Source organism: Collinsella sp. Sow4_E3 (genome assembly GCF_052116285.1).
Taxonomy (GTDB): Bacteria; Actinomycetota; Coriobacteriia; order Coriobacteriales; family Coriobacteriaceae; genus Collinsella.
This window is the reverse complement of record NZ_JBQKLJ010000003.1, coordinates 134,679-156,833: the sequence shown is the minus strand read 5'-3', so window position 1 is coordinate 156,833 and position 22,155 is coordinate 134,679. Positions and strand designations below refer to the sequence as shown.

Genomic DNA, 22,155 nt, shown 5'->3' with positions numbered 1-22,155 from the left:
ACTAAGGCAATTGATCGCGCGGGATCCGCTGGCCGGGTCCTGCGCTTATTTTAGGAGGCAGCACATGCAAAAGGGAGATGCCATGGATGCGGCGGAGCGCACGGAGCGCATTCCCGATATCGTCATCATCACCGGAATGTCCGGATCGGGCCGAACGCAAGCCATGCATGTGTTTGAGGACATGGGCTATTTTTGTATCGACAACCTGCCTCCGCGTCTGATTGCGCAGCTCGCAGAGCTCGTTGGCATCAATACGGGTGTGGGTAGACATCTTGCTGTTACCTGTGACCTTCGCAGCCAAGGCCTGTTTGATGAGCTGCTTGACGCCGTTGCCGCCTTGGAAGAGCGCGAGATGAGCTGTGACATTGTGTTTCTCGATGCATCTGATGAGGTGCTGATTCGCCGCTACAGCGAAAACCGCCGCCGCCATCCCATTGCGAAGCCGGGGGAGACCACGGCCGACGCCATCCAGCGCGAGCGTTTACAACTCCAGGGCGTGCGCGACCGAGCCGATATGATCATCGATACGAGCCGCCTTCGTACCTCTGCTTTACGCAATAAGCTGCGTGCGGCTTTTTCAGAGCTGTCCGACCAGCAGCTCATGGACGTCCACGTCTTCTCATTTGGCTTTAAGCATGGTATGCCCGTCGAGGCAGACATCATGATCGATGTTCGCTTCCTGCCTAATCCATTCTACGACCCCGAGATGCGCACGTTGACCGGCCTCGATAAGAAGGTCTCCGACTTTGTCCTGGACCATCCCAAGACGCAGGAGTTCTGGAAGGTTTGGACGCAGTTGCTCGATACGGTCATGCCGGGTTATATCGCGGAGGGCAAGCCGCAGCTTTCCATTGCCATCGGCTGTACGGGCGGCCAGCACCGCAGCGTTGCCATTGCAGAGGCTACGGCCCGATACCTGGAAGGTGCTCAGTATCACGTGAGCATTTCTCACCGCGACCTGTCGCGTGCCAATACGAAAGCATAGGTTTGAATGTCGTTTACCGCCGAGGTGCGTGACGAGCTCGCGCGCTGCGAACCCGAATGTGAATATTGCGATCTGTCGACACTTGCCGCTCTTACACGTGTGAGTGGCACGCTTTCGCTGGCGGGCTCTGGTCGGTACCGTTTGACGGTTGCGACCGAGACGGGTGCCGTTGCACGCACGATGATTACGCTGACGCACCGCATCCTCAAGCTCAAAACGGAGTTTACCGTTCGCAAGTCGGTCTTGCATAAGGTGCGAAACTATCTCATCACCTTGCCCGACCAGCCCGACCTCGATAAGGCTTTGGTTCTGCTGGGCATTCTCGACCGCAGGGGAGGGCTCGTCGCCGGTGTGCCGCGCCATATCGTCGCCCGGCCCTGCTGCAGGCTCGCCTACATTCGCGGCGCTTTGATTGCCGGCGGCTTTGTGGCAGACCCGCGTGGCGATTTTCACTTGGAGATTGCGGTGCAGGGCGAACAATACGCCAAGGGGCTTTGCGACCTGTTGGAGCAGGTCGGGGTTCATGCACGCGTCAACGCCCGGCGAGGATCATATGCCGTGTACATCAAGAGCGCCGAGGAGATTGAGCATTTGCTCAAATTGATTGGCGCCAAGCGCAGCGTTGCCGAAATCGAGGAAGCCCGTGCGGTCAAGTTGGTGAAAAACGACGTAAATCGTCGTGTGAATGCTGAGCTGGCCAACCAGACGAGAAGCGCCGGCGCTGCCCAACATCAGCTCGCGCTTATCGAGGAGCTTGAGCGACGCGGCATGCGCGATGTGCTCCCGGATGCCTTGGCGGCCTTTTGTGACTTACGTGAGCGCTATCCCGATCTCTCACTGCGAGATTTGGGGGAGATGGCCGACCCTCCTTTGTCAAAGTCGGCCCTATATCACCGTGTTTTGCGTCTTGAAAAGCTCATTGAAGCGAACAGGTAGTTTAAAGCGGCAGTTTATATAGTACTTGAACTGCTGTTTTATGCTTTAAAACGTTTTAAAGCAAATTTGATTTTCAATTTCGAGCATTCTCGTGAAATTCAAGTCAAAAAAAAGGTATATTAGGCGAGTGGTTAGTTTGTGGGCCTCAACGGCGGGCGCTGTAGCTTGCGGGGGCCTTACGAAAGGAGACACAATGGCAGTAAAGGTTGCTATTAACGGCTTCGGTCGCATCGGTCGTCTGGCCTTCCGTCAGATGTTCGGTCATGAGGGCTCCGAGATCGTCGCTATCAACGACCTCACCTCTCCCGATATGCTCGCTTACCTGCTGAAGTACGACTCCACGCAGGGCAACTATGCTCGCGATCACGAGGTCGTCGCTGGCGAGGATTCCATCACCGTTGACGGCAAGGAGATCAAGATCTACAAGGAGGCCGACGCCAACAACCTGCCTTGGGGCGACCTCGACGTCGACGTCGTTCTCGAGTGCACTGGCTTCTACACCAGCAAGGCTAAGGCTCAGGCCCACATCAACGCTGGTGCCAAGAAGGTCGTCATCTCCGCTCCGGCTGGCAGCGATCTGCCCACCATCGTGTACAACGTCAACCATGAGACGCTGACCGCTGAGGACAACATCATCTCCGCTGCTTCCTGCACCACCAACTGCCTCGCCCCGATGGCCAAGGGTCTGAACGACTTCGCTCCCATCGTGTCCGGCATCATGACCACCATTCACGCCTGGACTGGCGACCAGATGCCGCTCGACGGCCCGCAGCGCAAGGGCAACAAGCGTCGTAGCCGCGCCTGCGCCGTCAACATCGTCCCCAACACCACCGGTGCTGCCAAGGCTATCGGCCTGGTTCTCCCCGAGCTCAACGGTAAGCTCATCGGTGCCGCCCAGCGCGTCCCGACGCCGACCGGCTCCCTCACCAACCTCTACGCTGTCGTTGACAAGAAGGTTACCGCCGACGAGGTCAACGCCGCTATGAAGGCCTACGCTGCCACCATCTCCGAGACCTTCGCTTACAACGAGGACGACATCGTCTCCACCGATATCATCGGCGAGACCCATGGCTCCATCTTCGACGCCACTCAGACCATGTGCTCTGACCTCGGCAACGGCCAGACCCTCGTTCAGGTTACCTCTTGGTACGACAACGAGAACTCCTACACCTCTCAGATGGTCCGCACCATCAAGTACTTCGAGAAGTTCGTTGCTTAATTTAGCTTTTAGCGAATAGCTCGTTGAGCGTCTAAAAAAGGGCGCGGCCTTATAGGGCTTACACCCTAAGGTCGCGCCCTTTTTATAAGAAATCGTCTGCCGTAATGGGAGGCAGACACGTACGAAAGGTAGAAGCAAACATGGCCTTTACCAAGAAGACCGTCCGCGACATCGATGTCGACGGCAAGCGCGTTCTCGTCCGCGTTGACTTCAACGTGCCTATCAAGGATGGCGTCGTTGGCGACACCACCCGTATCAAGGCTGCCCTGCCCACCATCAACTATCTCGTTGAGCACAATGCTCGCGTTATCCTCATGAGCCACCTTGGCCGTCCTGAGGGCACCGGCTTCCAGCCCGAGCTTTCCCTCGAGCCCGTCGCCAAGAAGCTCGCCGAGCTCTCTGGTCTCGATGTTGCTTTTGTCGCCGACACTTATGGCGAGAAGGCCGCCGAGGCCGTCGCCGCCGTCGAGCCGGGCAAGGTCCTCGTTCTCGAGAACGTCCGTTTTGACAAGCGTGAGAAGAAGAACGATCCCGAGATCGCCAAGACCCTCGCTTCCTATGGCGACGTCTTCGTTCTCGACGCCTTCGGTACCGCTCACCGCGCCCAGGGTTCCGTCGTGGGTCCCGCCGCTTACCTGCCCGCAGTCGCTGGCTTCCTTCTGGAGAAGGAGGTCGACACGCTGACCGGTATCTTCGCCGAGCCCGAGCGTCCCTTCGTCGCCATCGTCGGCGGTTCCAAGGTTTCCTCCAAGATCGGCGTTCTCGATCACCTTATCGACTCCGCCGACACCCTGATTATCGGTGGCGGCATGGCCTATACCTTCTTCCTGGCTCAGGGCATGACCGTCGGTCAGTCCCTCAAGGAAGAGGACTGGGTCGAGCGCGCTGGCGAGATGCTCAAGAAGGCCGAGGAGAAGGGCGTCAAGATCCTGCTCCCTATCGACAACCGTGTTGCCGACCACTTTGGCGAGGACGCTGTCCCCGAGGTTGTCGCTTCCGACGCTATCCCCGACGACCGTGAGGGCATGGACATCGGCCCCAAGACCGAGGAGCTCTACGCCGAGGCCGTCAAGGGCGCCAAGACCGTATTCTGGAATGGCCCCATGGGCGTCTTTGAGTTCGACAACTTCGCTCACGGCACCCAGGCTATCGCCGAGGCTGTCGCCGAGGCTGATTGCACCTCGATCATCGGTGGTGGCGATTCCGTCGCAGCCGTCAACAAGTTTAACCTGGCCGACAAGATGAGCTGGATCTCCACCGGCGGTGGCGCTTCCATGGAGCTCGTCGAGGGTAAGGCCCTGCCCGGAGTGGAGGCGCTTCTCGATGCCTAATCGCACCCTTCTTATCGCTGGTAACTGGAAGATGAACAACGACGTCGCCGAGGCTGCCAAGCTCGCCGACGAGCTGGCCCAGGCTCTGCCCGAGGTGCCGGCTGGCGTCGAGGTGCTCGTCTGCCCTCCGACCATCGACATTACTACGGTTCATGACCGCATTCAGGCTGCCCCCATCGCCCTCGGTGCACAGAACGTGTACTGGGAGGCCAAGGGTGCCTTCACCGGTGAGTCCTCTTGCGACATGCTCAAGTCCGCTGGCTGCACCTACTGCATCATCGGCCACTCCGAGCGTCGTGACTACTTCCACGAGACCGATGAGGACCAGAACAAGAAGGCTAAGGCTCTCGTTGCCGCCGGTCTTGTTCCCGTCTTCTGCTGCGGTGAGTCCCTTGAGGTTCGCGAGGCCGGCACCTATGTCGAGCATGTCGTGAACCAGGTCAAGGCTGGTCTCGAGGGTCTTGAGATCACCTGCCCCAAGCAGGTCGTCGTCGCCTACGAGCCCATCTGGGCCATCGGCACCGGCAAGACCGCTACCGCCGAGGACGCTCAGGAGGTCTGCGGCGCTATCCGTGAGACCCTCAAGGAGATGTTCGGCGAGGAGCTCGCCAACGGCATCCGCGTTCTTTATGGTGGCTCCGCCAAGCCCGCCAACATCGCTGAGCTTGTTGCCAAGCCCGACGTTGACGGCGCCCTCGTGGGCGGCGCTTCGCTCAAGGCTGCCGACTTCGCCTCTATGGTCGTCAAGGCAGGCGAGTAGGGCATATGGCACAGCGTCATCTTCCTGCACTCCTAATTATCATGGATGGCTGCGGCTTGGCTCCGGCCGACGGCGAGAACGCCGTCGCTGCCGCCAAGACGCCCTTCCTCGATAGCCTGTACGAGAAGTATCCTCACACCACGCTCGGTGCTTCGGGCGAGGACGTGGGCCTTCCCGACGGCCAGATGGGCAACTCCGAGGTGGGTCACCTCAACATCGGTGCCGGCCGCATCGTGTTTCAGGAGCTTTCGCGCATCAACAACGCCATCAAGGACGGCTCCATCGCCAAGAACGAGGTTTTCGTCAAGGCTATGGATGACGTCAAGACCGAGGGCAAGACCCTGCACCTCATGGGCCTCATGAGCCCCGGCGGTGTTCATTCTCACATGAACCATGTCGAGGCCCTGGTCAAGATGGCTGCCCAGTATGGCATTAAGACCGTTCGCGTTCACGCCTTTATGGATGGCCGCGACGTCGATCCGCAGTCCGGTGCCGGCTACATGAGCGAGTTCTGCGCCTTCCTGGCCAAGATCTCCGAGGAGACTGGTTGCGACGCTCGCGTTGCTACCGTCTCGGGCCGTTATTGGGCTATGGACCGCGACAACCGTTGGGAGCGCATCGAGCGCGCCTACGACGTCATGGTCAATGCGTCCGATGCCGATACCGACCCCGTTGCCGGTATCAAGGCCTACTACGAGAAGGATCCGCGCGGCGATGAGTTCGTTGAGCCGTTCGCTGCCCACAACGAGGGCATCCACGAGGGCGACGCGGCCATCTTCTTCAACTTCCGTCCCGACCGCGCTCGTCAGATGACCCGCGTGTTCACGGACAAGGAGTTCGACGGCTTTGAGCGCGAGCAGATCAAGCTCTCGCACTTTGTGACGATGACCGAATACGATCCGACGTTTGACGTCGAGGTCGCCTTCCCCAAGACGTTCCCCGAGAACGTTCTGGCCGACGTAATCGCAGCCAATGGCCTGAAGCAGCTGCACACCGCCGAGACCGAGAAGTACGCCCACGTGACGTTCTTCCTTAACGGCGGCATCGAGGAGCCCAAGGAGGGCGAGGAGCGCGTGCTCGTCGCTTCCCCCAAGGTTGCTACCTACGATTTGCAGCCCGAGATGAGCGCTCCCGAGGTTACCGAGAAGCTCGTCGCTGCCATCAACGAGGACCGCGCTGATTTCTACATCGTGAACTTCGCGAACTGCGACATGGTTGGTCACACCGGTGTCTTCGACGCGGCCGTTAAGGCCGTCGAGGCTGTTGACGATGCCCTGTCCAAGGTTGTCCCGGCGATTCTCGCTAAGGGCGGCTTTGCGCTGATTACCGCCGACCACGGCAACGCCGATCACATGTTTGACGTTGCTTCCGACGGTTCCAAGCATCCGTTTACGGCTCACACCACCAACCGCGTGCCGTTCATCATCGTTGATGAGAAGGCACAGCTCACCGGTATCGAGGACGGTCGACTTTCCGATATCGCCCCGACTATGCTCACCATGGCTGGTCTGGAGCCTTCCGCCGAGATGACGGGCCGCGTGCTCGCGACCGAGGCCTAAGAGAAAACGCCAAGCGTTTCTTTGCAAGGGGGTTGACCATATTCGGGCAACCCCCCCTTTTTTTGGTATTTCTGCCATTTCTACCTCGTCCCCAAATGGCAGGTGGGGAGTGTCGGGGGTTGTGGTACAGTACTAGAGTTTGAATTGTTCTATTAAGGAGCTTCTCTATGGGTCCGTTTCAGATTCTGCTGTTTGTAGTTTGGGCTGTCTCTGCCGTGGCGCTGACGATTCTCGTCCTGATGCATTCCGGTAAGGGCACCGGCGTTTCGGATATGATTGCCAGCTCGCTGTATAACTCCAGCTCTGCCACGGGCGTTATGGAGCAGAACCTTGACCGCCTGACCGTCATCATGGCTGTCGTGTTTGCCGTGTGCGTCGTGCTCTGCATGTTTTTCTTCCCGCAGGGCATCGTGGGCTACTAAGCACGAGTCGCATAAAAAAATTAAAAAGGGTCCCGCATGTACGGGGCCCTTTTTGTTTACAGACTTGTAACAGAGCCAGAATATCACCACATACTGCGCCCAACTAAAGAAATTCTCGACCGTTAACCGGAATTAGCCCCAAGCCGTGCATAAAATGCGCTACTGTATTGAAAACGTTGGCCTGTTGTGCATAACCAGCCATAGCAACGGGCGGCGTTTCGATAGTTCGGATCGGATTGTCTCGACATATGTCCGACTGAACGTTTCTTTGTCCTATCTCATAAGGAGGATGGCATGGCTGATTCTATGTTCCACCAGCCCGTTATGGGTCGTCGCGCCTTTGTCGGCGGTACCCTTGCTGCGAGCTCCATGGCTTTTCTTGCCGCATGCGGCAAGAAGGGCGGCGACGCTTCCGGTTCTGAGTCCGGTTCGACGCTGAACTTCTACATCAATAACCCGGTCTGCATCGACCCCTACAATGTCCAGGAGGACCAGGGCACTCAGGTCGAGTACCAGCTCTTTGACGCTCTGACCTCTTATGACGCCGAGAAGGGCGAGATCGTTCCGCTGGCTTGCGAGTCCTTCGAGGCCAACGACGATGCCACCGAGTTTACCTTCAAGATCAAGAAGGCCAAGTTCCACAACGGTGATGACGTTACCTCCAAGTCCTTTAAGCTCGGTTGGGAGCGTCTGGTCAGCACCAAGTCCGCTGTCGCTCAAGAGTATGGTCCTTCCGAGGTCTCCTATCACCTTTCCATGGTCGAGGGCTATGACGATCTGCTTGCCGGTAACACTACTGAGCTCAGCGGTGTTACCTGCCCTGACGATGAGACCCTCGTCGTCAAGCTGACTTCCGCTTACGCCGACTTCCCCTTCGTCGCCTCTCATCCGGCTCTGTCCCCGGTTCCCGAGTGCGCCGAGTCCGATGTCAAGAGCTTCTACCTTGCCCCGATCGGTAACGGCCCGTTCATGATGGACGGCAAGTGGGAGGATGGTCAGGAGATCAACCTCAAGAAGTTCGACGATTACTATGGCGACAAGGCCAAAATCGATGGCATCCACTTCCAGGTCATCAAGGACGTGGAGACCGCTTACAAGGAGTTCCAGGCCGGTAACCTTGACATCTGCGACGTTCCCGTTGCTCAGATCGACGCCGCCAAGAAGGATCGCGGCGAGTCCAAGGACGGCTACACCATGGGCGACGGCGAGCGCATGCTGCTCGGTGCCGAGCCTTCCACCTACTACCTGACCTGCAACACCACGGCCGAGCCGTTCAACAACGCCGATCTGCGTAAGGGTATCTCCCTGGCCATCAACCGTGAGGCCATCTGCAAGACCATCTTCAAGGGTACCCGCACCCCCGCTGATGGCATTGTTCCTCCGGGCATCGATGGCTACAAGGAGGGCGCATGGGAGTTCTGCGCCTACGACGTCGACAAGGCTAACGAGTACCTCGACAAGGTTGCTCCCGCCGACGCCAACGGTGACCGTGGCATTAACGTGACTCTGTCCTACAACCAGGACGGTGGCCACAAGGAGATCATGGAGTCCATTATCGGTGACCTTGCCAAGGTTGGCATTACCGCCGTCTCCGATACCCCCGAGTGGTCTGCCCTGCTCGAGCAATACCAGAACCTCAACTATCAGTTCGGTCGTCTGGGCTGGATTGCCGACTACCCGATCATGGACAACTTCCTGTATCCGCTGTTCCACTCCGACTCCCTCGGTGGCGACAACCGTTCTGGTTACAACAACCCCGAGTTCGACGCCAAGGTCGACGAGGCCCGTACCACGATTGACGACGAAGAGCGCGTCGCTAAGATGCAGGAGGCCGACGCAATGGTCGCTGCTGACTGCCCGGTCATCCCGCTGATGTTCTACACGCACACCATCGCCGGCTCCGATCGCATCAAGTACCTCTATGTCGATCCGCAGAAGCACGCCGATCTGGGTACCGCTGAGCTCGCCTAAGAGTTTTGCAGCTTCCGTGAGGGTCAAGTATTTACGTAGACCTCATGGGAAACATACAGTTCTCCCTAACCTGGGGTAAACTGGCTGATGGTAATTTTGGGATGCCGGTCTGGCGATCGGCATCCCATTTAGGTTAATCCCTAGATAGGGGAGTGGTATGGGTAAGTACATCGTTAAACGTGTGCTTCAGTTCATCCCGGTATTTTTGGGCGTTACGCTGATTCTGTTCGCCCTCCAGAATATCGTGCCGGGAGATCCGATCAAGCTGATCGGTGGAGACAAGGCTCTGTCCCCCGAGGTGGAGCTTCAGCTTCGCGTCCGCTATCACCTGGTCCAATCGGACGAGGACGGCAACGCGATCCTTGACGAGAACGGCGACCCCGTTCAAACGTCGCTCGTGGACCGTTACTTGTATTACATGAACGGCCTGCTTCATGGCGATCTGGGTAATTCCTATCAGCGCAAGCTGCCGGTTACGGAAATCTTTGCCCAGAAGTATCCGTATACGGTCAAACTTGCCGCGTGCGCCATCGTACTCGAGGCAATCATGGGTATCGGTGCGGGTATCATTTCGGCGGTAAAGCGTTATTCCTTCTGGGATATTTTGGTAACGCTCACCACGTCGATCCTCGTTGCCGTCCCGGCCTTCTGGCTCGGTATGTTGCTGCAGCTGTTCTTTGGCGTCATTCTCAAGGACGCCACGGGCGGTGCATTCTCCATGCCGATCTCGGGTGCCGGTGGTTCCAGTTCTCAGTATCAGGATTGGATGCACTATGTGCTTCCGACCATTACGCTGGCTTCGGTTTCGACCGCTTATGCCGCCCGCATTATGCGCTCGCAGCTGCTTGACGTCATGAGCCAGGATTACATCCGTACGGCAAAGGCCAAGGGTCTCTCCAATCGCGCGATCATCATCAAGCATGCGCTTAAGAATGCACTCATCCCCGTCGTTACCTATATTGGTGTCGACTTTGGTGCCATGCTTTCGGGCGCCATCCTGACCGAGACGGTTTTTAACTGGCCCGGTATCGGCTATGAGGTCTATCGCGCCATTAGCATGCGTGACTGGCCCATCGTTATGGGCGGCGTTACGCTCATCGTCGTCGTCGTCATGGTGATCAACCTGCTCGTCGACATTAGCTATGCATTCCTCGACCCGCGCATCCGCCTTGGCGGTCCGTCGGATAAGGCCTAAGGGAGGTACGTCTCATGCAGGAAACTGATTCTCAGTCTCAGGAGCAGGCTACCGCCACCATGGCCGCATCTGCTCCCGCCAAGTCTCGCACGCTGTGGGGCGACGCTTTTAAGCGTCTTCGTAAGAACAAGCTCGCCGTTATCGGTGTCTGCTGGATCATTATCGTCGTTGTGGTTGCCTTGACCGCAGATCTGTGGGCTAAGCCCTGGCTCGGTTCGCCGACGGCTTCCGATTCGACCACCATGGCCGAAACGTCGCTGCTGGCTCCGTGTGCAGAGCACCCGTTTGGCACCGACTCCCTTGGCCGTGACATTCTCGTCCGCGTTATCTACGGTGCACGCGTTTCGCTGTCCGTCGGCATTATGGCCACTGCGATCTCCACGGTGATTGGTCTGGTCATGGGCGCTCTGGCCGGTTTCTACGGCGGCATCTGGGATACGATCATCATGCGCTGTGCGGACATCTTCCTTGCGTTCCCGTACGTGCTGTTCGTTGTCGCCATGATCGCCGTTATCGGCCGTGGTCTTCAGAACGTCTTTATCGCCATCGGTATTCTTGGCTGGCCTTCGATTGCGCGCGTCTTCCGATCCGCGATCTTGACGGTCAAGGAAAACGACTATGTTGACGCTGCGCGCGCGATGGGTGCATCTGATGCTCGTATCGTCGTGCGTCACATCTTCCCGAACTCCGTTGCCTCCATCGTGGTCTACGCGACCATGAACATTGGTGGCGCCATTCTGACCGAGTCCGCTCTGTCCTTCCTCGGCATGGGCGTTATTCCGCCTACGCCTTCGTGGGGCTCCATGATTCAGGACGGCCAGCAGTATCTCCTGACTGCTCCCTGGATGATGATCATGCCCGGTCTGGCAATTCTCTCGACGGTGCTCGCCTTCACCCTGCTGGGTGACGGTCTGCGCGACGCCCTCGACGTCAAGATGAAGGACGCATAAGGATGAAGAAGAACAAGAACTATGTGGACCTGAAGGACCAGCCGGTTCCCGAGGGCCAGCATCTGCTCGAGGTTGATGACCTTAAGATGTATTTCCACACCGAGGATGGCGTCGTTCGCGCTGTCGATGGTGTGTCCTACACGCTCGATCGTGGCGAGACCCTGGGTGTCGTCGGTGAGTCCGGCTCCGGTAAGTCCGTGACCGCCATGACCATCATGGGTCTTATCTCGATGCCTCCGGGAAAGATTGAGGGCGGTGACGTTCGCTATCGCGGTCGTTCTATCCTCGAGATGACCGAGGAAGAGATGCAGCACATCCGTGGCAACGATATCGCGATGATCTTCCAGGATCCTATGACCTCCTTGAACCCGGTCTATAAGATCGGCAAGCAGGTGGGTGAGGGCCTTCGTCTGCACCGTGGCTACTCCAAGCAGGAGGCGCTCAAGCGCGCCACCGAGCTTTTGGACCTCGTTGGCATTCCCGAGCCCGAGAAACGCGTCAATGAGTATCCGCACCAGTTTTCTGGTGGTATGCGTCAGCGTGTCATGATTGCCATGGCCCTTGCCTGCGATCCCGATATTCTGATTGCCGACGAGCCCACGACTGCCCTTGACGTTACCATTCAGGCTCAGATTATTGAGCTTATGCAGGAAATGCAGGAGAAGAACGGCAACGCCATCATCATGATTACCCATGACCTGGGTGTTGTCGCCGATATGGCCGACAAGATCATGGTTATGTACGCCGGCCGTCCCGTCGAGTTCGGTACTGCTGAGGAAATCTTCTACGAGAGCCGTCACCCCTATACCTGGGGCCTGATTCGCTCCATCCCGGAGCAGGCCATCGATGAGAAGAAGCCGCTTACGCCGATTCACGGCAACCCGCCTTCGCTCATGAACCTGCCCGAGGGTTGCGTGTTCTCGCCTCGTTGCCCCTATGCGACCGATAAGTGCCGCAAGCAGCGCCCCGAGCGTTTTGTCACCGAGTCCGGCCACTATTCTGCGTGCCATTATTCCGGTGACCCCGAGTTCCTCAAGAACGCCCCTGAGACGTCCCGCACGCGTAAGGATTCCAAGAAGGGAGGCGAGGCGTAAATGGCAGACAATAACGAGCGCACTCCGCTACTGAAGGTCGAGCACCTCTCTAAGGAGTTCTCCGCAGAGTCCGGCATGTTCGCCAAGCGTTTTTCCAAGCGCGTCGTCTCTGCTGTAAACGACATCTCTTTTGAGATTTATCCTGGTGAGACCTTTGGTCTGGTTGGTGAGTCTGGTTGCGGTAAGTCCACTACGGGTCGCACCATCATGCGCCTGACCAAGCCGACCGCCGGTAAGGTGTTCTTCCAGGGTAAAGATGTTGCCGAAATGAGCAAGCATGAGATCAAGGATATGCGTCGCGAGATGCAGTTTATCTTCCAGGACCCTTATGCCTCGCTGAATCCTCGCATGACCATCGGCGAGATCGTCTCCGAACCCATGACCATTCACGGCGTGGGAACCAAGGAGGAGCGCATTGAGCGCGTCCGCGAGCTTCTCGACGTTGTCGGACTGAACCCCGAGCACATCAACCGCTATCCTCATGAGTTCTCGGGTGGCCAGCGTCAGCGTGTCGGCATTGCCCGCGCCTTTGCACTGAAGCCCAAGCTGATTATCTGTGACGAGCCGGTATCCGCTCTGGATGTGTCCATTCAGGCCCAGGTTCTGAACCTGCTTAAGGAACTGCAGGACAAGTTTGGTACGGCGTATCTGTTTATCGCCCACGACCTGTCCGTCGTTCAGCACATCTCCGATCGCGTTGCCGTTATGTATCTGGGTAAGGTAGTCGAGGTTTCTGACTGGAAGACGCTCTATAGCGAGCCTCACCACCCGTATACGCAGTCGCTGCTGTCTGCCGTGCCGGTTCCCGATCCGGATATCCAAAAGTCTCGTAAGCGCATCATCCTTGCCGGCGATCCGCCGTCACCGCTGGATCCGCCGACTGGCTGCCGTTTCCACACGCGCTGCCCGATCGCGCAGGGCATCTGCTCCGAGAAGCTTCCCGAGTTTAGGGAAGTTGCTCCGGGCCACTGCTGCGCCTGCCACTTCGCCGAGCCGTTCCCGATTAAGGAATCGCATATCGACCTGTAGTCGGTTGTTGTCGTCCGGGCCTGCCCTGGTGTTGCTTTTCAGAACGTCCTCGGACATGTCGGAAGCCCCGCTGCGCGCTACGCGCTGCGGGGCTTCCTCCGTCCTGCGGAATGTTCTGAAAAGCAACACCAGGGCAGGCCCTGCGGCAACTCGGCAGGTGGAATGCGGTTCCCTGATCGCTCACTTAATCTAATGGGAAAGATAGCGAGGCCGGAGCTTTAGCTCCGGCCTCCTTATATAAGGGCTCGGCAAAGCCGAGCCACCAAATTTGCATCAGCCCCAGTATATGTTTGAGAATCGTACTTGGAGTATGTGGCTGTAGGGCCGGAATGGGGGCAACTTCCCAACGCATTCCGCAGGGGGCGGTACATTTTGTAGCGCGAAGCGCGAATCAAAATGTACCGCATGCCCGAGGACGCGTTGGGAAGTTGCCCCCATTCCGGCCCGGACATATAGATCTACCTGCGCATTTTCAAATTCGTAAACTTTTTTGAAAAAAGTGCTTGCACAGTTCTCGAATCATAGGTTATTATCTTCCTCGTTGAAAGCGCGGGTCCAACAAAACGAACTGCGAATCAACAATATAGCATGTCGGAGTGGCGGAATTGGCAGACGCGCTAGCTTGAGGTGCTAGTGACCGCTTTTTGGTCATGCGGGTTCAAGTCCCGCCTCCGACACCATCGCATTTGAGAAGCCTCTTCGGAGGCTTTTTTGTTACCGATAGACGGTGAGGTTCACGATGGAAACGCTTGAGCGCAATGAGTGGGTTGACGTTGCCCAATTGGTCGATATTACGAGCGATGCTGTCATTATCTGCGAGCTCGACGGAACCATTTTGCATGTAAACAATCGCTTGCTCGACTTGATCTGCGAGGAACGTTCCGATGTGATCAACGGGGACGTTAAAGATCTCTTGTACTCGTCAGCATTTGAACGCGCGACAGAACATCGTCTTCCTTTTGAGACCAATGGTACCGAGAGCGAGTTGATGCTTAAGCTCAGTGACGGCTCCTTTATTCCCGTCCTAGTTTGTGCCGGCTCGGTTACGCCGCCTCGTATCTTTGGCCGCCGTGCGCCGCGTGTTCTCGTGGCGCTCCATAGTATCGAAGAGCAGTATTCGCATGACCGTCAGCTCAAGCGTGCGCTTTCGGAGCTCAGAGTGGCGAATAAGCGCCTCTCGGGCACGTTGTCGGTCATTATGAGCACGGTGGGCTCCGATGAGCTGCCTAGTTTGTTGGATACCGTTTTGAACCAGCTTGTAGGAACCCTCGATGCCTCGGGTGCTGCCATCTATTTTTCTGAGAGCGGCGGTTTTAAGCTTCGCTGTGTTTCCAAGGAGTTGTATGACAGCTACCTGCCCGAGTTTATGCCGTATGGTGCAGGTATCCCGACGTATGTGCTCCGTGAGGCTCGTGCCTGCCGCCTGTCGATTCAGCAGGACCTCGAGGGCGATAGGGTTGCCTCGGGTATGTTTATGGACCTGGACAATCGTTCTAAGCACCTGCTACGCGTGCAAGATATGCCTCCATACCGCAGCGAGATATGTCTTCCCGTGTTTTATGGCACTCAGGTGCTCGGTGTGTTGGAGGTCGGTTGGAAACGTCCGCAGGCGCCGCTTGCCTATGATGTCAACGTGCTCGAGGTCATTTGCGATTACCTCTCCATCCAACTAGTCGGCATGGCATCGAGTCTACGTTCACGTCGCACGGCAGAGCTTGGCCGTTCTCTCAACGTGCTGCGCGATGAGTTGTTTGCCTATCTCGATGATCCTATTGCCGCCTCGCGTGCGGTGTCGACCGAAATCTGCGCTGTGCTCAGTTGCCATTTCTGCCCCGTGGAGTATGATGCGGGCCTCGGAACCTATGTCATCGATTTTGAAGGCGGCAGTCGTGTGGCATTGCCGGGCGATCCGGAGTCACTCTTCTTTTCTGTCACGACGCCGGCGGCGCGCCTGGGGGCAATTTCCGATGGATTTGAGACATCGGTGCTGGGTGGGACGAGCGCCGACGACCTCAAGCACGTGCGCCTTACGCGCGTGGACGAATCCACGACTATGGGCGCATGGTTGAGAGCCCACGGCCTGCCGTGTCAGGGACTTTATGTCGACTCCGGTATCGAGGCGGGGCGCTGCCACTCGGAGGCGGATGGTACGCGAAGCAACGATGCAATCGTGCCCGCTGATATCGCCAAGGGACCGACGAGGCGCGTTTTGCTGCTCCGTGATGGCAGCCAGGAGCCAATCGACGACCTTGAATACGACTACATGGTGCATTTGGCACACGACTTTGAGCTGATCTATGAGGGCGAGTCTCAAAAGCGTGAAGAGCGTCATATCGCTCAGACGCTTCAGATTGGCATGAGAAATTCGCTAGGCGACGTTCCGGGCATCGCAACCGATTCGGTATACCTGTCGGCAACGAATTCGGCGTTGGTCGGTGGTGACTTCTATACGCTTATCCGTCTTCCCGACGATTGCGCCGTTATGATATTGGGCGATGTCTCCGGCAAAGGAATTGAGGCGGCGTCGATGTCGGCGCTCGTCAAGACGGCGTTGACGGCTTATGCCTGGGAGGGTGCGGGACCCGCTCGCATGGCCCGCTCGCTCAATAGCATGCTCATGGGCTTTTCGAGGGTCGAGACGTTTGTGACGGCGTTTATCGCCAAGATTGATCTTAAAGCGGGCCGCGCTACCTATTGCTCTGCGGGACATCCTCCCACTATGGTCATTAGGCCGTCGTCAACGCCGCATGGCGGAGGAGAGACCTGCGGGGGAGAAGTGGAGCTCCTTGGGTGCCAATCGGGCGTGATCGGTGCCTTTGAGAGCATGGTGTACGAGACGGGCGTGTTTACGTTCGATCCTGGTGACATGCTGTTTATGTATACCGACGGAACGATCGAAGCACGCGACCGCTCGGGTGCTTTCTTTGGCGAGCAACGCCTGCGCGACCTTCTACTCTCTGTTTCGGGTGAGGGCGTATCGGGCATCTGCGGTAAGGTCTTGGGCGAGCTTGACCGCTTTACCGACTCGGCGCTGGACGATGACATTGCATTGGTGTCCCTTGAGTTTTTACGGGGTCGATCGTAGGTCGCGACGTTGGGCATACAGAATCCTAACGGTTGCAGAAAAGTGTGCATCGAGCGAGCTCTTTTGGGGAACCATGGTCGCATGAATGAGTGGAATGACATAGCGGTTTTGACGCCACCGGGCGATATCGATATCGCCTCGGTGCCCGAGCTGCGCCGACGGTTGGATAATTTAATCGACCGGGGGGTGCGCCGTGTTGTCATCAATTGCCAGACCGTGGCTTTTATCGACTCGACGGGTTTGGCGTTTTTGCTTACGCGTGCCAGAGAGCTTATGAGACGAGAAGGGCTGCTTTCGCTTGTTAACGCCTCCGATGAGGTCGTTCGCTTTTTGGAGATTGCCCGACTTGTCGACATCCTTCATGTTGCGGGTCCGGTGCGGGAGTCGATTCCCGCCATTCCGGTGGGGGAGTTGCCGCGATGGAGCAAGAGCGTCAAGGTGCAGCGAGGCATCGAGAATCTCCCGTATTATCGGCACCGTGTGGCCGAGCTTCTCGAATCACTTCCCCTGAGGCGTGATGAGCGCTATGACGTCGCATTAGCGTTGGGGGAGGCATTGGGTAACGCATATGACCATGCGGGCGGTGTTGGCTGCATCCTGACGATTCAGGCCTATGGGGACCGTGTTGTGCTTGAGGTGCTTGATCGAGGCGCTGGCTATTCTATCGATGGGGCGAGCGAACCGATGGCATCCGAGGAACGCGGACGCGGTATCAAGCTTATGCGCATGCTCGTCGATAATGTGGAGGTTGCCCGTCGCACGGATGGTGCCGGCACACGCGTTCGGATGGTGAAGCTGTTTAGCTCGGCATTGGAATCGTGCGCTTAGCGCCTTGGGTTGACATGATTTTCCTGCGTGAACTTGCTTTGGGCAACTTTTTTGAAAAAAGTACTTGCGTCTTTTGGATAACTCGCGTAAATTAATAACCCGCAAGCGGACATGGCTCAGTTGGTAGAGCACAACCTTGCCAAGGTTGGGGTCGCGGGTTCGAGCCCCGTTGTCCGCTCCATTGCATTTCCGGACCGTTCTTAACGGTCCTTTTTCGGCGAAGTGGCCAAGTGGTAAGGCAGAGGCCTGCAAAGCCTTTACCCCCGGTTCGAATCCGGGCTTCGCCTCCAGGCAACATCCGGGCGCTCCGGCGCCCGTTTTGTTTTACATATGCGGACATGGCTCAGTTGGTAGAGCACAACCTTGCCAAGGTTGGGGTCGCGGGTTCGAGCCCCGTTGTCCGCTCCAAGCACAACAGCCCGACTACCACGGTAGCCGGGCTTTTTCGTACCCATTGCAGAGGCTCGAACCCGAGAGGGAGCGAGCGTTAAGCAAACGCGGAGCGTTTGTAGCGAGCTGGCGAGGTCGCCGGCAGGCGGCCGAAGCCGGTGCGGATCCGCGAAGCGGATACGCGGATGCCCCGTTGTCCGCTCCAAGTACAACAGCCCGACTACCACGGTAGCCGGGCTTTTTCGTACCCATTGCAGAGGCCCGAACCCGAGAGGGAGCGAGCGTCTTGGGGCGTGGCTGTGGCGTTGTTTGCCGCGAATAACAGCTTTGGGCGTATCATCGTGGGTATTACCCAGCAGATGGACTATCTTGAGCGGCTGGGCATCGAGGCCATCTGGCTGAGCCCGTTTTACCCATCGCCTCTTGTCGATGGTGGCTATGATGTGGCGGACTACTGCGATGTCGACCCACGTCTCGGCTCGCTTGACGACTGCGATGACATGGTCGCTGCGGCTCACGCACGCGGCATCAAGGTCATCGTCGACATCGTGCCCAATCATTCATCCAACCAGCACCCCTGGTTCAAAGCCGCTCTTGCCGCCGGCCCTGGATCGCCCGAGCGCGCCCGTTATATCTTCCGCGATGGTCGCGGCGAACATGGCGAGCTGCCTTCCACCAATTGGAATGCCAACTTTGGCGGCCCCGCCTGGACGCGTGTTGCGGACGGTCAGTGGTAGCTGCATATGTTTACGCCCGAGCGGCCGGACTTTGTCTGGTCATGCCCTGAGGTTCATGCGTTCTTTTGCGACGTCCTGACGTTTTGGAGCGATCGAGGCGTTGATGGCTTTCGCATTGATGTGGCGCACGGTCTCGCCAAGGACCTCGACCGCGATGACCTCGACCGGTGGCATCTCGCCGAGGGCGATGACATGGTTGACGACGGCACCCATCCGCTGTGGGACCGCAACGAGGTCCACGAGATCTATCGCGCGTGGCGACGCGCTATGCCCTGCCGCAAATCAAGGCGACGCGCTACCACCAGATTGCGCTCGACTGGCTCTTACGCGACGGGTCGTCTTATGACGAGGACCGTGAACTCGGCGAGCGCCGCGCGCGGGCGGCCCTTTTGCTTGAGCTGGCGCTTCCGGGCTCGGCATACGTGTATCAGGGTGAGGAGCTCGGCCTTTTTGAGGTGGCTGATGTCTTCGTGAGGTTCGCGAGGGCGTCGCAAAACTTTTCAAAAAAAGTTCTTGCATAGGATGCGGGTATCACGTAAGATTAATCCCCGTAAGCGGACATGGCTCAGTTGGTAGAGCACAACCTTGCCAAGGTTGGGGTCGCGGGTTCGAGCCCCGTTGTCCGCTCCATTTGGGCGTTTAGCTCAGGGGGAGAGCGCTTCCCTGACACGGAAGAGGTCACAAGTTCAAATCTTGTAACGCCCACCAAATGTTCGCAGCTCAGAGGCTATGTCTCTGGGCTGTTTTATTTTATACCGCCAAACATGCCGGCAAATATGCCAGCAAATTTCGAATTTTTGATCCAATGGGGGTACTTCTAATATAGTTTCAGACCCCTTCACAAGTCCTACAAATGTATAAAATCGGCCCTGCTGAAAATATGCGAAATAGCTCTGTATCTATGCGTAAACTATAGTTTACGTTTTCAACTTTTATATATCAGAGTGTGACAAACTGTTACGCCGGTGTGACACTCCGCAGCTTAATTAGCTGACAGCTAGGCTGAGATAGTGTTGTGAAACTCAGCGCGGTTCACCGTTCGCCGTCTGTGACGTGCGCATTTTTTCTTTACTTGCCTTATCTTCATCTTGGCGCGTCACGATGCGACAGTTGGAGGTGATCAGATGGCAGAGGTAGTGAAGCCCAGGGGTCTCTATATGGCCGGTTATTCCGTCGATGAGATTAACCATCTTCCGGCGGTAATCGGAACGACTGAGGTTGCCCGCCTTGCCCGCGTATGCGTACGTACCGTTGCGAAAGAAGCCAACAAGGGCAATCTGGACGGGGCATTCCGTTTTGGTGGGCAATGGCGTTTTTACACCGATAAGATCTGTGCTCAGCTCGGCATCGAGCGCTCGTAATCAAACCGACAAGTGAATCCATATGAGAGGAGGCAAGAAATGGGCTTCGCGGATATCCCTATGTTTTTGACGCCCGCTCAGCTCGCTGAGTTGACTGGAGAGCATGTGGGGTCGGTGAGACGCGGGTGCGTCGAGGGGCGCATCCCGGCGGACAAGGTCAACGGGCGTTGGCTGATCTGCCGTGACACGGTATTTAGCAATGCGAAGGAGGCGATCGCCGATGGAAAGCGTCGGCCGTTTGCCGGGGCGCCCGTGTAGGCGCACGGCACACAAAATGGCGCAGGCGGGATTAGGGCCCCGACTGCGCCGTGGAAAACCTTGGGGAAGGTATCCGGCGCACAGTGTAGCACGCAAAAGCGAACTGTGGCGTTTTGTTGCGCGGGGTGATGTCTGATGGGCGTCCTATGCATGGTGCTGGGGCCGTCGGGCTCCGGCAAATCTACGTCGATGAGAAACCTCGACCCGCGTTTTACGGAGGTGCTGGGGTGCACCGGCAAACGTCCTCCGTTTAAGACACAGCTCTCCGTTTGGCTGAGATCGGACTATCCGAGCATCTGCCAGATCTTGGCGGCGAACACGCACCCGATCTACGTCATCGATGACTCGACGTACCTGATGCAGTTCGACAACTTCCGCCACGCGAGTGAGAAGGGCTACGACAAGTTCGTAAAAATGGCGGTCAACTTTGAGATGTTGCTTGAAGCCGCCATGGCCACGACACCCGATACGGTCGTCTACTTTCTCCATCACCCGCAATTTGGCGATGACGGCTCATCCAAGCCGCAGACCATCGGCAAGATGCTCGATAGCCAGCTGTGCATCGAGGGGCTGTTTGACGTGATCTTGGAGTGCGCGGTCGTCGAGGGACGCCACGTGTTCTTTACCAACGAACGCGGCGTGGCCAAAAGCCCTTGGGGCATGTTTTCCGAGCAGATGATTGATAACGATCTGGCGGTGGTGGATGCGGCAATCCGTGACTTTTGGAGTTTGCCCCCGCTGCCGCCGATTGAGACCCCTGGAGGTCAAGACCATGAAGATTAACGAGGAGCTTGCTGTCCTCACCGCCCTGCAGAAAGTGGTCGGATCGCGCCTGGATGCGGTTCGCGCCGAGGCCGACGCGGGGATGCGCCAAAGCTACGACGAGGACGGCGTGACCAAGAAGGCGTTGAAGCTCGGTGGCGCCAAGGTCGGTGACTATATCGTGACCCTGACCAAGGGCACGTGGCGCGTGGCCGATGCCAAGGCGTTTGAGGACTTCGCCCTGAGCTATGGGTTCGCCCGTATCGACAAGTCCATTCGTCCCGAGTATATGGCCATGGCCATCGAGTTGCTTGAGGACGTCGAGGGCGCGCTGGAGACGAAGGTGACGGTCGATGAGAAGTGGCCGAACTTTATCACCAACGTCGACGGGCACGCCTTCTACATGGACAGCGAGCTGGAAGTTCCAGGCCTTGAATGGGCTCCGCAGCGTATTAAGGGCCTGCAGGTGCGCGGCTGCAATCCAGACGACGTGATGCCGATCTTGCGCCAGCTGGGCGTGGCGCCTGCCGCCCTGCTTTCCGATTCCAATAATACTGAGCTCGAGGAGGCTTAAGTATGAAGGTTATGAACTGGGTGGGCGTTGAGGAGTCGACGCCGTTTGAGAAGCTGCCCGCGGGCGGCTACGTGATCCGCATTGTGGACATCGAAGACGTGACGGACCGTGAGTACCTGAACGTGGTCTATGACGTCGCCGAGGGACAGTATGCGGGCTTCTACAACGATGAGTTTGGCCAGAAGAACCCGTGGGCGCACCGTTTCGTGCGCTCGTACAAGGAGAACTGCGAGGGCATGTTCAAGCAGTTCCTGAGCCGCCTGGAGGACAGCAACCCGCAGTGGACGGTTGCCGCCTGGACGCAGACGTGCGATCCGATGAACCTGATCGGTCTGACGCTGGGCGCCGTGTTCCAGTTTGAGGAGTACACGAATGAGCAGGGCGACGACAAGGAACGCCTGAACCTCGTGGGCGTGTACTCCGTCGATGATATCCGCGCCGGGAACTACAAGGTTCCCGAGCGCAAGGACAACCGTACGCACGCCACACCCAAGCCTAAGGTTGGCGGAGGCGTGAGGGTGGGGGTCGCCGACACCATGCCTGTTGGCGCTTCGGCAAGAACCGTAATGGAGATGCCGCCAACGCCCCAGCCGCCCGTGCAGCCGGTGCAGACGGTGGCCCCGGCGCCGTACCCGGCCTATCCGCCGCAGCTCGCGCCCTACCCGACGACGCGCCCCGTGCCGTATGACCCGAACATCCCGTTCTAGGC

General features: G+C 57.8%; 20 protein-coding genes, 6 tRNA genes and 1 pseudogene. All 27 read left to right on the top strand.

Features of this window, described 5'->3' with window-relative positions:
- The first annotated feature begins 64 nt into the window (after nt 1-64).
- The 27 genes and pseudogenes from rapZ (at nt 65) to ACTQ48_RS03740 (ending at nt 22,153) form a co-directional block, all read left to right on the top strand.
- A complete protein-coding gene (gene rapZ / locus ACTQ48_RS03870) occupies nt 65-985 on the top strand; it encodes an RNase adapter RapZ (RefSeq protein ID WP_427718645.1) in 921 nt (306 codons plus the stop codon).
- 6 nt (nt 986-991) lie between these two features.
- Complete coding sequence (gene whiA, locus ACTQ48_RS03865) at nt 992-1,921, top strand: DNA-binding protein WhiA (RefSeq protein ID WP_154517461.1); 930 nt, start codon at nt 992-994, stop codon at nt 1,919-1,921.
- Between the two features lie 193 nt (nt 1,922-2,114).
- On the top strand, nt 2,115-3,140 hold the full coding sequence (gap, locus tag ACTQ48_RS03860) for a type I glyceraldehyde-3-phosphate dehydrogenase (RefSeq protein ID WP_154517458.1): 1,026 nt from the start codon (nt 2,115-2,117) through the stop codon (nt 3,138-3,140).
- 140 nt (nt 3,141-3,280) lie between these two features.
- Nucleotides 3,281-4,471, top strand: coding sequence for a phosphoglycerate kinase (locus ACTQ48_RS03855; RefSeq protein ID WP_304212190.1), 1,191 nt, complete (start codon nt 3,281-3,283; stop codon nt 4,469-4,471).
- Complete coding sequence (gene tpiA, locus ACTQ48_RS03850) at nt 4,464-5,231, top strand: triose-phosphate isomerase (protein WP_154517452.1); 768 nt, start codon at nt 4,464-4,466, stop codon at nt 5,229-5,231. The genes ACTQ48_RS03855 and tpiA overlap by 8 nt, the downstream gene beginning before the upstream one ends.
- Nucleotides 5,232-5,236: 5 nt before the next feature.
- Nucleotides 5,237-6,790 carry a 2,3-bisphosphoglycerate-independent phosphoglycerate mutase gene (gpmI, locus tag ACTQ48_RS03845; protein WP_441083173.1) on the top strand — a complete coding sequence of 518 codons (1,554 nt, stop codon included), beginning with the start codon at nt 5,237-5,239 and terminating at the stop codon, nt 6,788-6,790.
- A 167-nt stretch (nt 6,791-6,957) separates the two neighbouring features.
- The gene (secG, locus tag ACTQ48_RS03840) at nt 6,958-7,212 is read left to right on the top strand and encodes a preprotein translocase subunit SecG (protein WP_006236144.1); all 255 of its coding nucleotides are present in this window, start codon (nt 6,958-6,960) and stop codon (nt 7,210-7,212) included.
- A 294-nt stretch (nt 7,213-7,506) separates the two neighbouring features.
- Nucleotides 7,507-9,183, top strand: a complete 1,677-nt coding sequence (locus ACTQ48_RS03835; RefSeq protein WP_441548326.1) for a peptide ABC transporter substrate-binding protein — start codon at nt 7,507-7,509, stop codon at nt 9,181-9,183.
- Nucleotides 9,184-9,340: 157 nt separating this feature from the next.
- Nucleotides 9,341-10,378, top strand: a complete 1,038-nt coding sequence (locus ACTQ48_RS03830) for an ABC transporter permease (RefSeq protein WP_304212150.1) — start codon at nt 9,341-9,343, stop codon at nt 10,376-10,378.
- 59 nt (nt 10,379-10,437) lie between these two features.
- Nucleotides 10,438-11,328, top strand: a complete 891-nt coding sequence (locus tag ACTQ48_RS03825; RefSeq protein WP_370450642.1) for an ABC transporter permease — start codon at nt 10,438-10,440, stop codon at nt 11,326-11,328.
- A 2-nt stretch (nt 11,329-11,330) separates the two neighbouring features.
- A complete protein-coding gene (locus ACTQ48_RS03820; RefSeq protein WP_154517437.1) occupies nt 11,331-12,422 on the top strand; it encodes an ABC transporter ATP-binding protein in 1,092 nt (363 codons plus the stop codon).
- On the top strand, nt 12,423-13,451 hold the full coding sequence (locus ACTQ48_RS03815; protein WP_427795958.1) for an ABC transporter ATP-binding protein: 1,029 nt from the start codon (nt 12,423-12,425) through the stop codon (nt 13,449-13,451).
- 590 nt (nt 13,452-14,041) lie between these two features.
- Nucleotides 14,042-14,131 (top strand) — tRNA-Leu (locus tag ACTQ48_RS03810).
- 59 nt (nt 14,132-14,190) lie between these two features.
- On the top strand, nt 14,191-16,536 hold the full coding sequence (locus ACTQ48_RS03805) for a GAF domain-containing SpoIIE family protein phosphatase (protein ID WP_441570175.1): 2,346 nt from the start codon (nt 14,191-14,193) through the stop codon (nt 16,534-16,536).
- An 81-nt stretch (nt 16,537-16,617) separates the two neighbouring features.
- Nucleotides 16,618-17,364: an anti-sigma factor antagonist gene (locus ACTQ48_RS03800; protein WP_154517428.1), complete on the top strand. Its 747-nt coding sequence runs from the start codon at nt 16,618-16,620 to the stop codon at nt 17,362-17,364.
- A 105-nt stretch (nt 17,365-17,469) separates the two neighbouring features.
- Nucleotides 17,470-17,545: transfer RNA gene (locus ACTQ48_RS03795), tRNA-Gly, on the top strand.
- A 35-nt stretch (nt 17,546-17,580) separates the two neighbouring features.
- Nucleotides 17,581-17,654, top strand: a tRNA-Cys gene (locus ACTQ48_RS03790).
- A 42-nt stretch (nt 17,655-17,696) separates the two neighbouring features.
- Nucleotides 17,697-17,772 (top strand) — tRNA-Gly (locus ACTQ48_RS03785).
- Nucleotides 17,773-17,939: 167 nt separating this feature from the next.
- A pseudogene (locus ACTQ48_RS03780) lies at nt 17,940-18,713 on the top strand (alpha-amylase family glycosyl hydrolase); the annotation flags it as partial.
- 32 nt (nt 18,714-18,745) lie between these two features.
- On the top strand, nt 18,746-19,012 hold the full coding sequence (locus tag ACTQ48_RS03775; protein ID WP_427727887.1) for a hypothetical protein: 267 nt from the start codon (nt 18,746-18,748) through the stop codon (nt 19,010-19,012).
- A gap of 33 nt (nt 19,013-19,045) precedes the next feature.
- Nucleotides 19,046-19,121 (top strand) — tRNA-Gly (locus ACTQ48_RS03770).
- 3 nt (nt 19,122-19,124) lie between these two features.
- Nucleotides 19,125-19,199 (top strand) — tRNA-Val (locus tag ACTQ48_RS03765).
- A 416-nt stretch (nt 19,200-19,615) separates the two neighbouring features.
- Nucleotides 19,616-19,852, top strand: coding sequence for a hypothetical protein (locus ACTQ48_RS03760; RefSeq protein ID WP_441570174.1), 237 nt, complete (start codon nt 19,616-19,618; stop codon nt 19,850-19,852).
- Between the two features lie 39 nt (nt 19,853-19,891).
- Nucleotides 19,892-20,110: a helix-turn-helix domain-containing protein gene (locus ACTQ48_RS03755; protein ID WP_441570173.1), complete on the top strand. Its 219-nt coding sequence runs from the start codon at nt 19,892-19,894 to the stop codon at nt 20,108-20,110.
- 135 nt (nt 20,111-20,245) lie between these two features.
- Entirely contained in the window at nt 20,246-20,893 is a 648-nt protein-coding gene (locus tag ACTQ48_RS03750) for a hypothetical protein (RefSeq protein WP_441570172.1), read from the top strand.
- Nucleotides 20,883-21,446, top strand: coding sequence for a hypothetical protein (locus ACTQ48_RS03745; RefSeq protein ID WP_441570171.1), 564 nt, complete (start codon nt 20,883-20,885; stop codon nt 21,444-21,446). The genes ACTQ48_RS03750 and ACTQ48_RS03745 overlap by 11 nt, the downstream gene beginning before the upstream one ends.
- A 2-nt stretch (nt 21,447-21,448) precedes the next feature.
- Nucleotides 21,449-22,153 carry a hypothetical protein gene (locus ACTQ48_RS03740; protein ID WP_441570170.1) on the top strand — a complete coding sequence of 235 codons (705 nt, stop codon included), beginning with the start codon at nt 21,449-21,451 and terminating at the stop codon, nt 22,151-22,153.
- The last annotated feature ends 2 nt before the right edge of the window (nt 22,154-22,155 follow it).

What these genes read in the sequence shown, in the direction of transcription:
- rapZ (WP_427718645.1), top strand. Translation starts at nt 65, where the DNA reads ATGCAAAAGGGAGATGCCATGGATGCGGCGGAGCGCACGGAGCGCATT.
- whiA (WP_154517461.1), top strand. Translation starts at nt 992, where the DNA reads ATGTCGTTTACCGCCGAGGTGCGTGACGAGCTCGCGCGCTGCGAACCC.
- gap (WP_154517458.1), top strand. Translation starts at nt 2,115, where the DNA reads ATGGCAGTAAAGGTTGCTATTAACGGCTTCGGTCGCATCGGTCGTCTG.
- ACTQ48_RS03855 (WP_304212190.1), top strand. Translation starts at nt 3,281, where the DNA reads ATGGCCTTTACCAAGAAGACCGTCCGCGACATCGATGTCGACGGCAAG.
- tpiA (WP_154517452.1), top strand. Translation starts at nt 4,464, where the DNA reads ATGCCTAATCGCACCCTTCTTATCGCTGGTAACTGGAAGATGAACAAC.
- gpmI (WP_441083173.1), top strand. Translation starts at nt 5,237, where the DNA reads ATGGCACAGCGTCATCTTCCTGCACTCCTAATTATCATGGATGGCTGC.
- secG (WP_006236144.1), top strand. Translation starts at nt 6,958, where the DNA reads ATGGGTCCGTTTCAGATTCTGCTGTTTGTAGTTTGGGCTGTCTCTGCC.
- ACTQ48_RS03835 (WP_441548326.1), top strand. Translation starts at nt 7,507, where the DNA reads ATGGCTGATTCTATGTTCCACCAGCCCGTTATGGGTCGTCGCGCCTTT.
- ACTQ48_RS03830 (WP_304212150.1), top strand. Translation starts at nt 9,341, where the DNA reads ATGGGTAAGTACATCGTTAAACGTGTGCTTCAGTTCATCCCGGTATTT.
- ACTQ48_RS03825 (WP_370450642.1), top strand. Translation starts at nt 10,438, where the DNA reads ATGGCCGCATCTGCTCCCGCCAAGTCTCGCACGCTGTGGGGCGACGCT.
- ACTQ48_RS03820 (WP_154517437.1), top strand. Translation starts at nt 11,331, where the DNA reads ATGAAGAAGAACAAGAACTATGTGGACCTGAAGGACCAGCCGGTTCCC.
- ACTQ48_RS03815 (WP_427795958.1), top strand. Translation starts at nt 12,423, where the DNA reads ATGGCAGACAATAACGAGCGCACTCCGCTACTGAAGGTCGAGCACCTC.
- ACTQ48_RS03805 (WP_441570175.1), top strand. Translation starts at nt 14,191, where the DNA reads ATGGAAACGCTTGAGCGCAATGAGTGGGTTGACGTTGCCCAATTGGTC.
- ACTQ48_RS03800 (WP_154517428.1), top strand. Translation starts at nt 16,618, where the DNA reads ATGAATGAGTGGAATGACATAGCGGTTTTGACGCCACCGGGCGATATC.
- ACTQ48_RS03760 (WP_441570174.1), top strand. Translation starts at nt 19,616, where the DNA reads ATGGCAGAGGTAGTGAAGCCCAGGGGTCTCTATATGGCCGGTTATTCC.
- ACTQ48_RS03755 (WP_441570173.1), top strand. Translation starts at nt 19,892, where the DNA reads ATGGGCTTCGCGGATATCCCTATGTTTTTGACGCCCGCTCAGCTCGCT.
- ACTQ48_RS03750 (WP_441570172.1), top strand. Translation starts at nt 20,246, where the DNA reads ATGGGCGTCCTATGCATGGTGCTGGGGCCGTCGGGCTCCGGCAAATCT.
- ACTQ48_RS03745 (WP_441570171.1), top strand. Translation starts at nt 20,883, where the DNA reads ATGAAGATTAACGAGGAGCTTGCTGTCCTCACCGCCCTGCAGAAAGTG.
- ACTQ48_RS03740 (WP_441570170.1), top strand. Translation starts at nt 21,449, where the DNA reads ATGAAGGTTATGAACTGGGTGGGCGTTGAGGAGTCGACGCCGTTTGAG.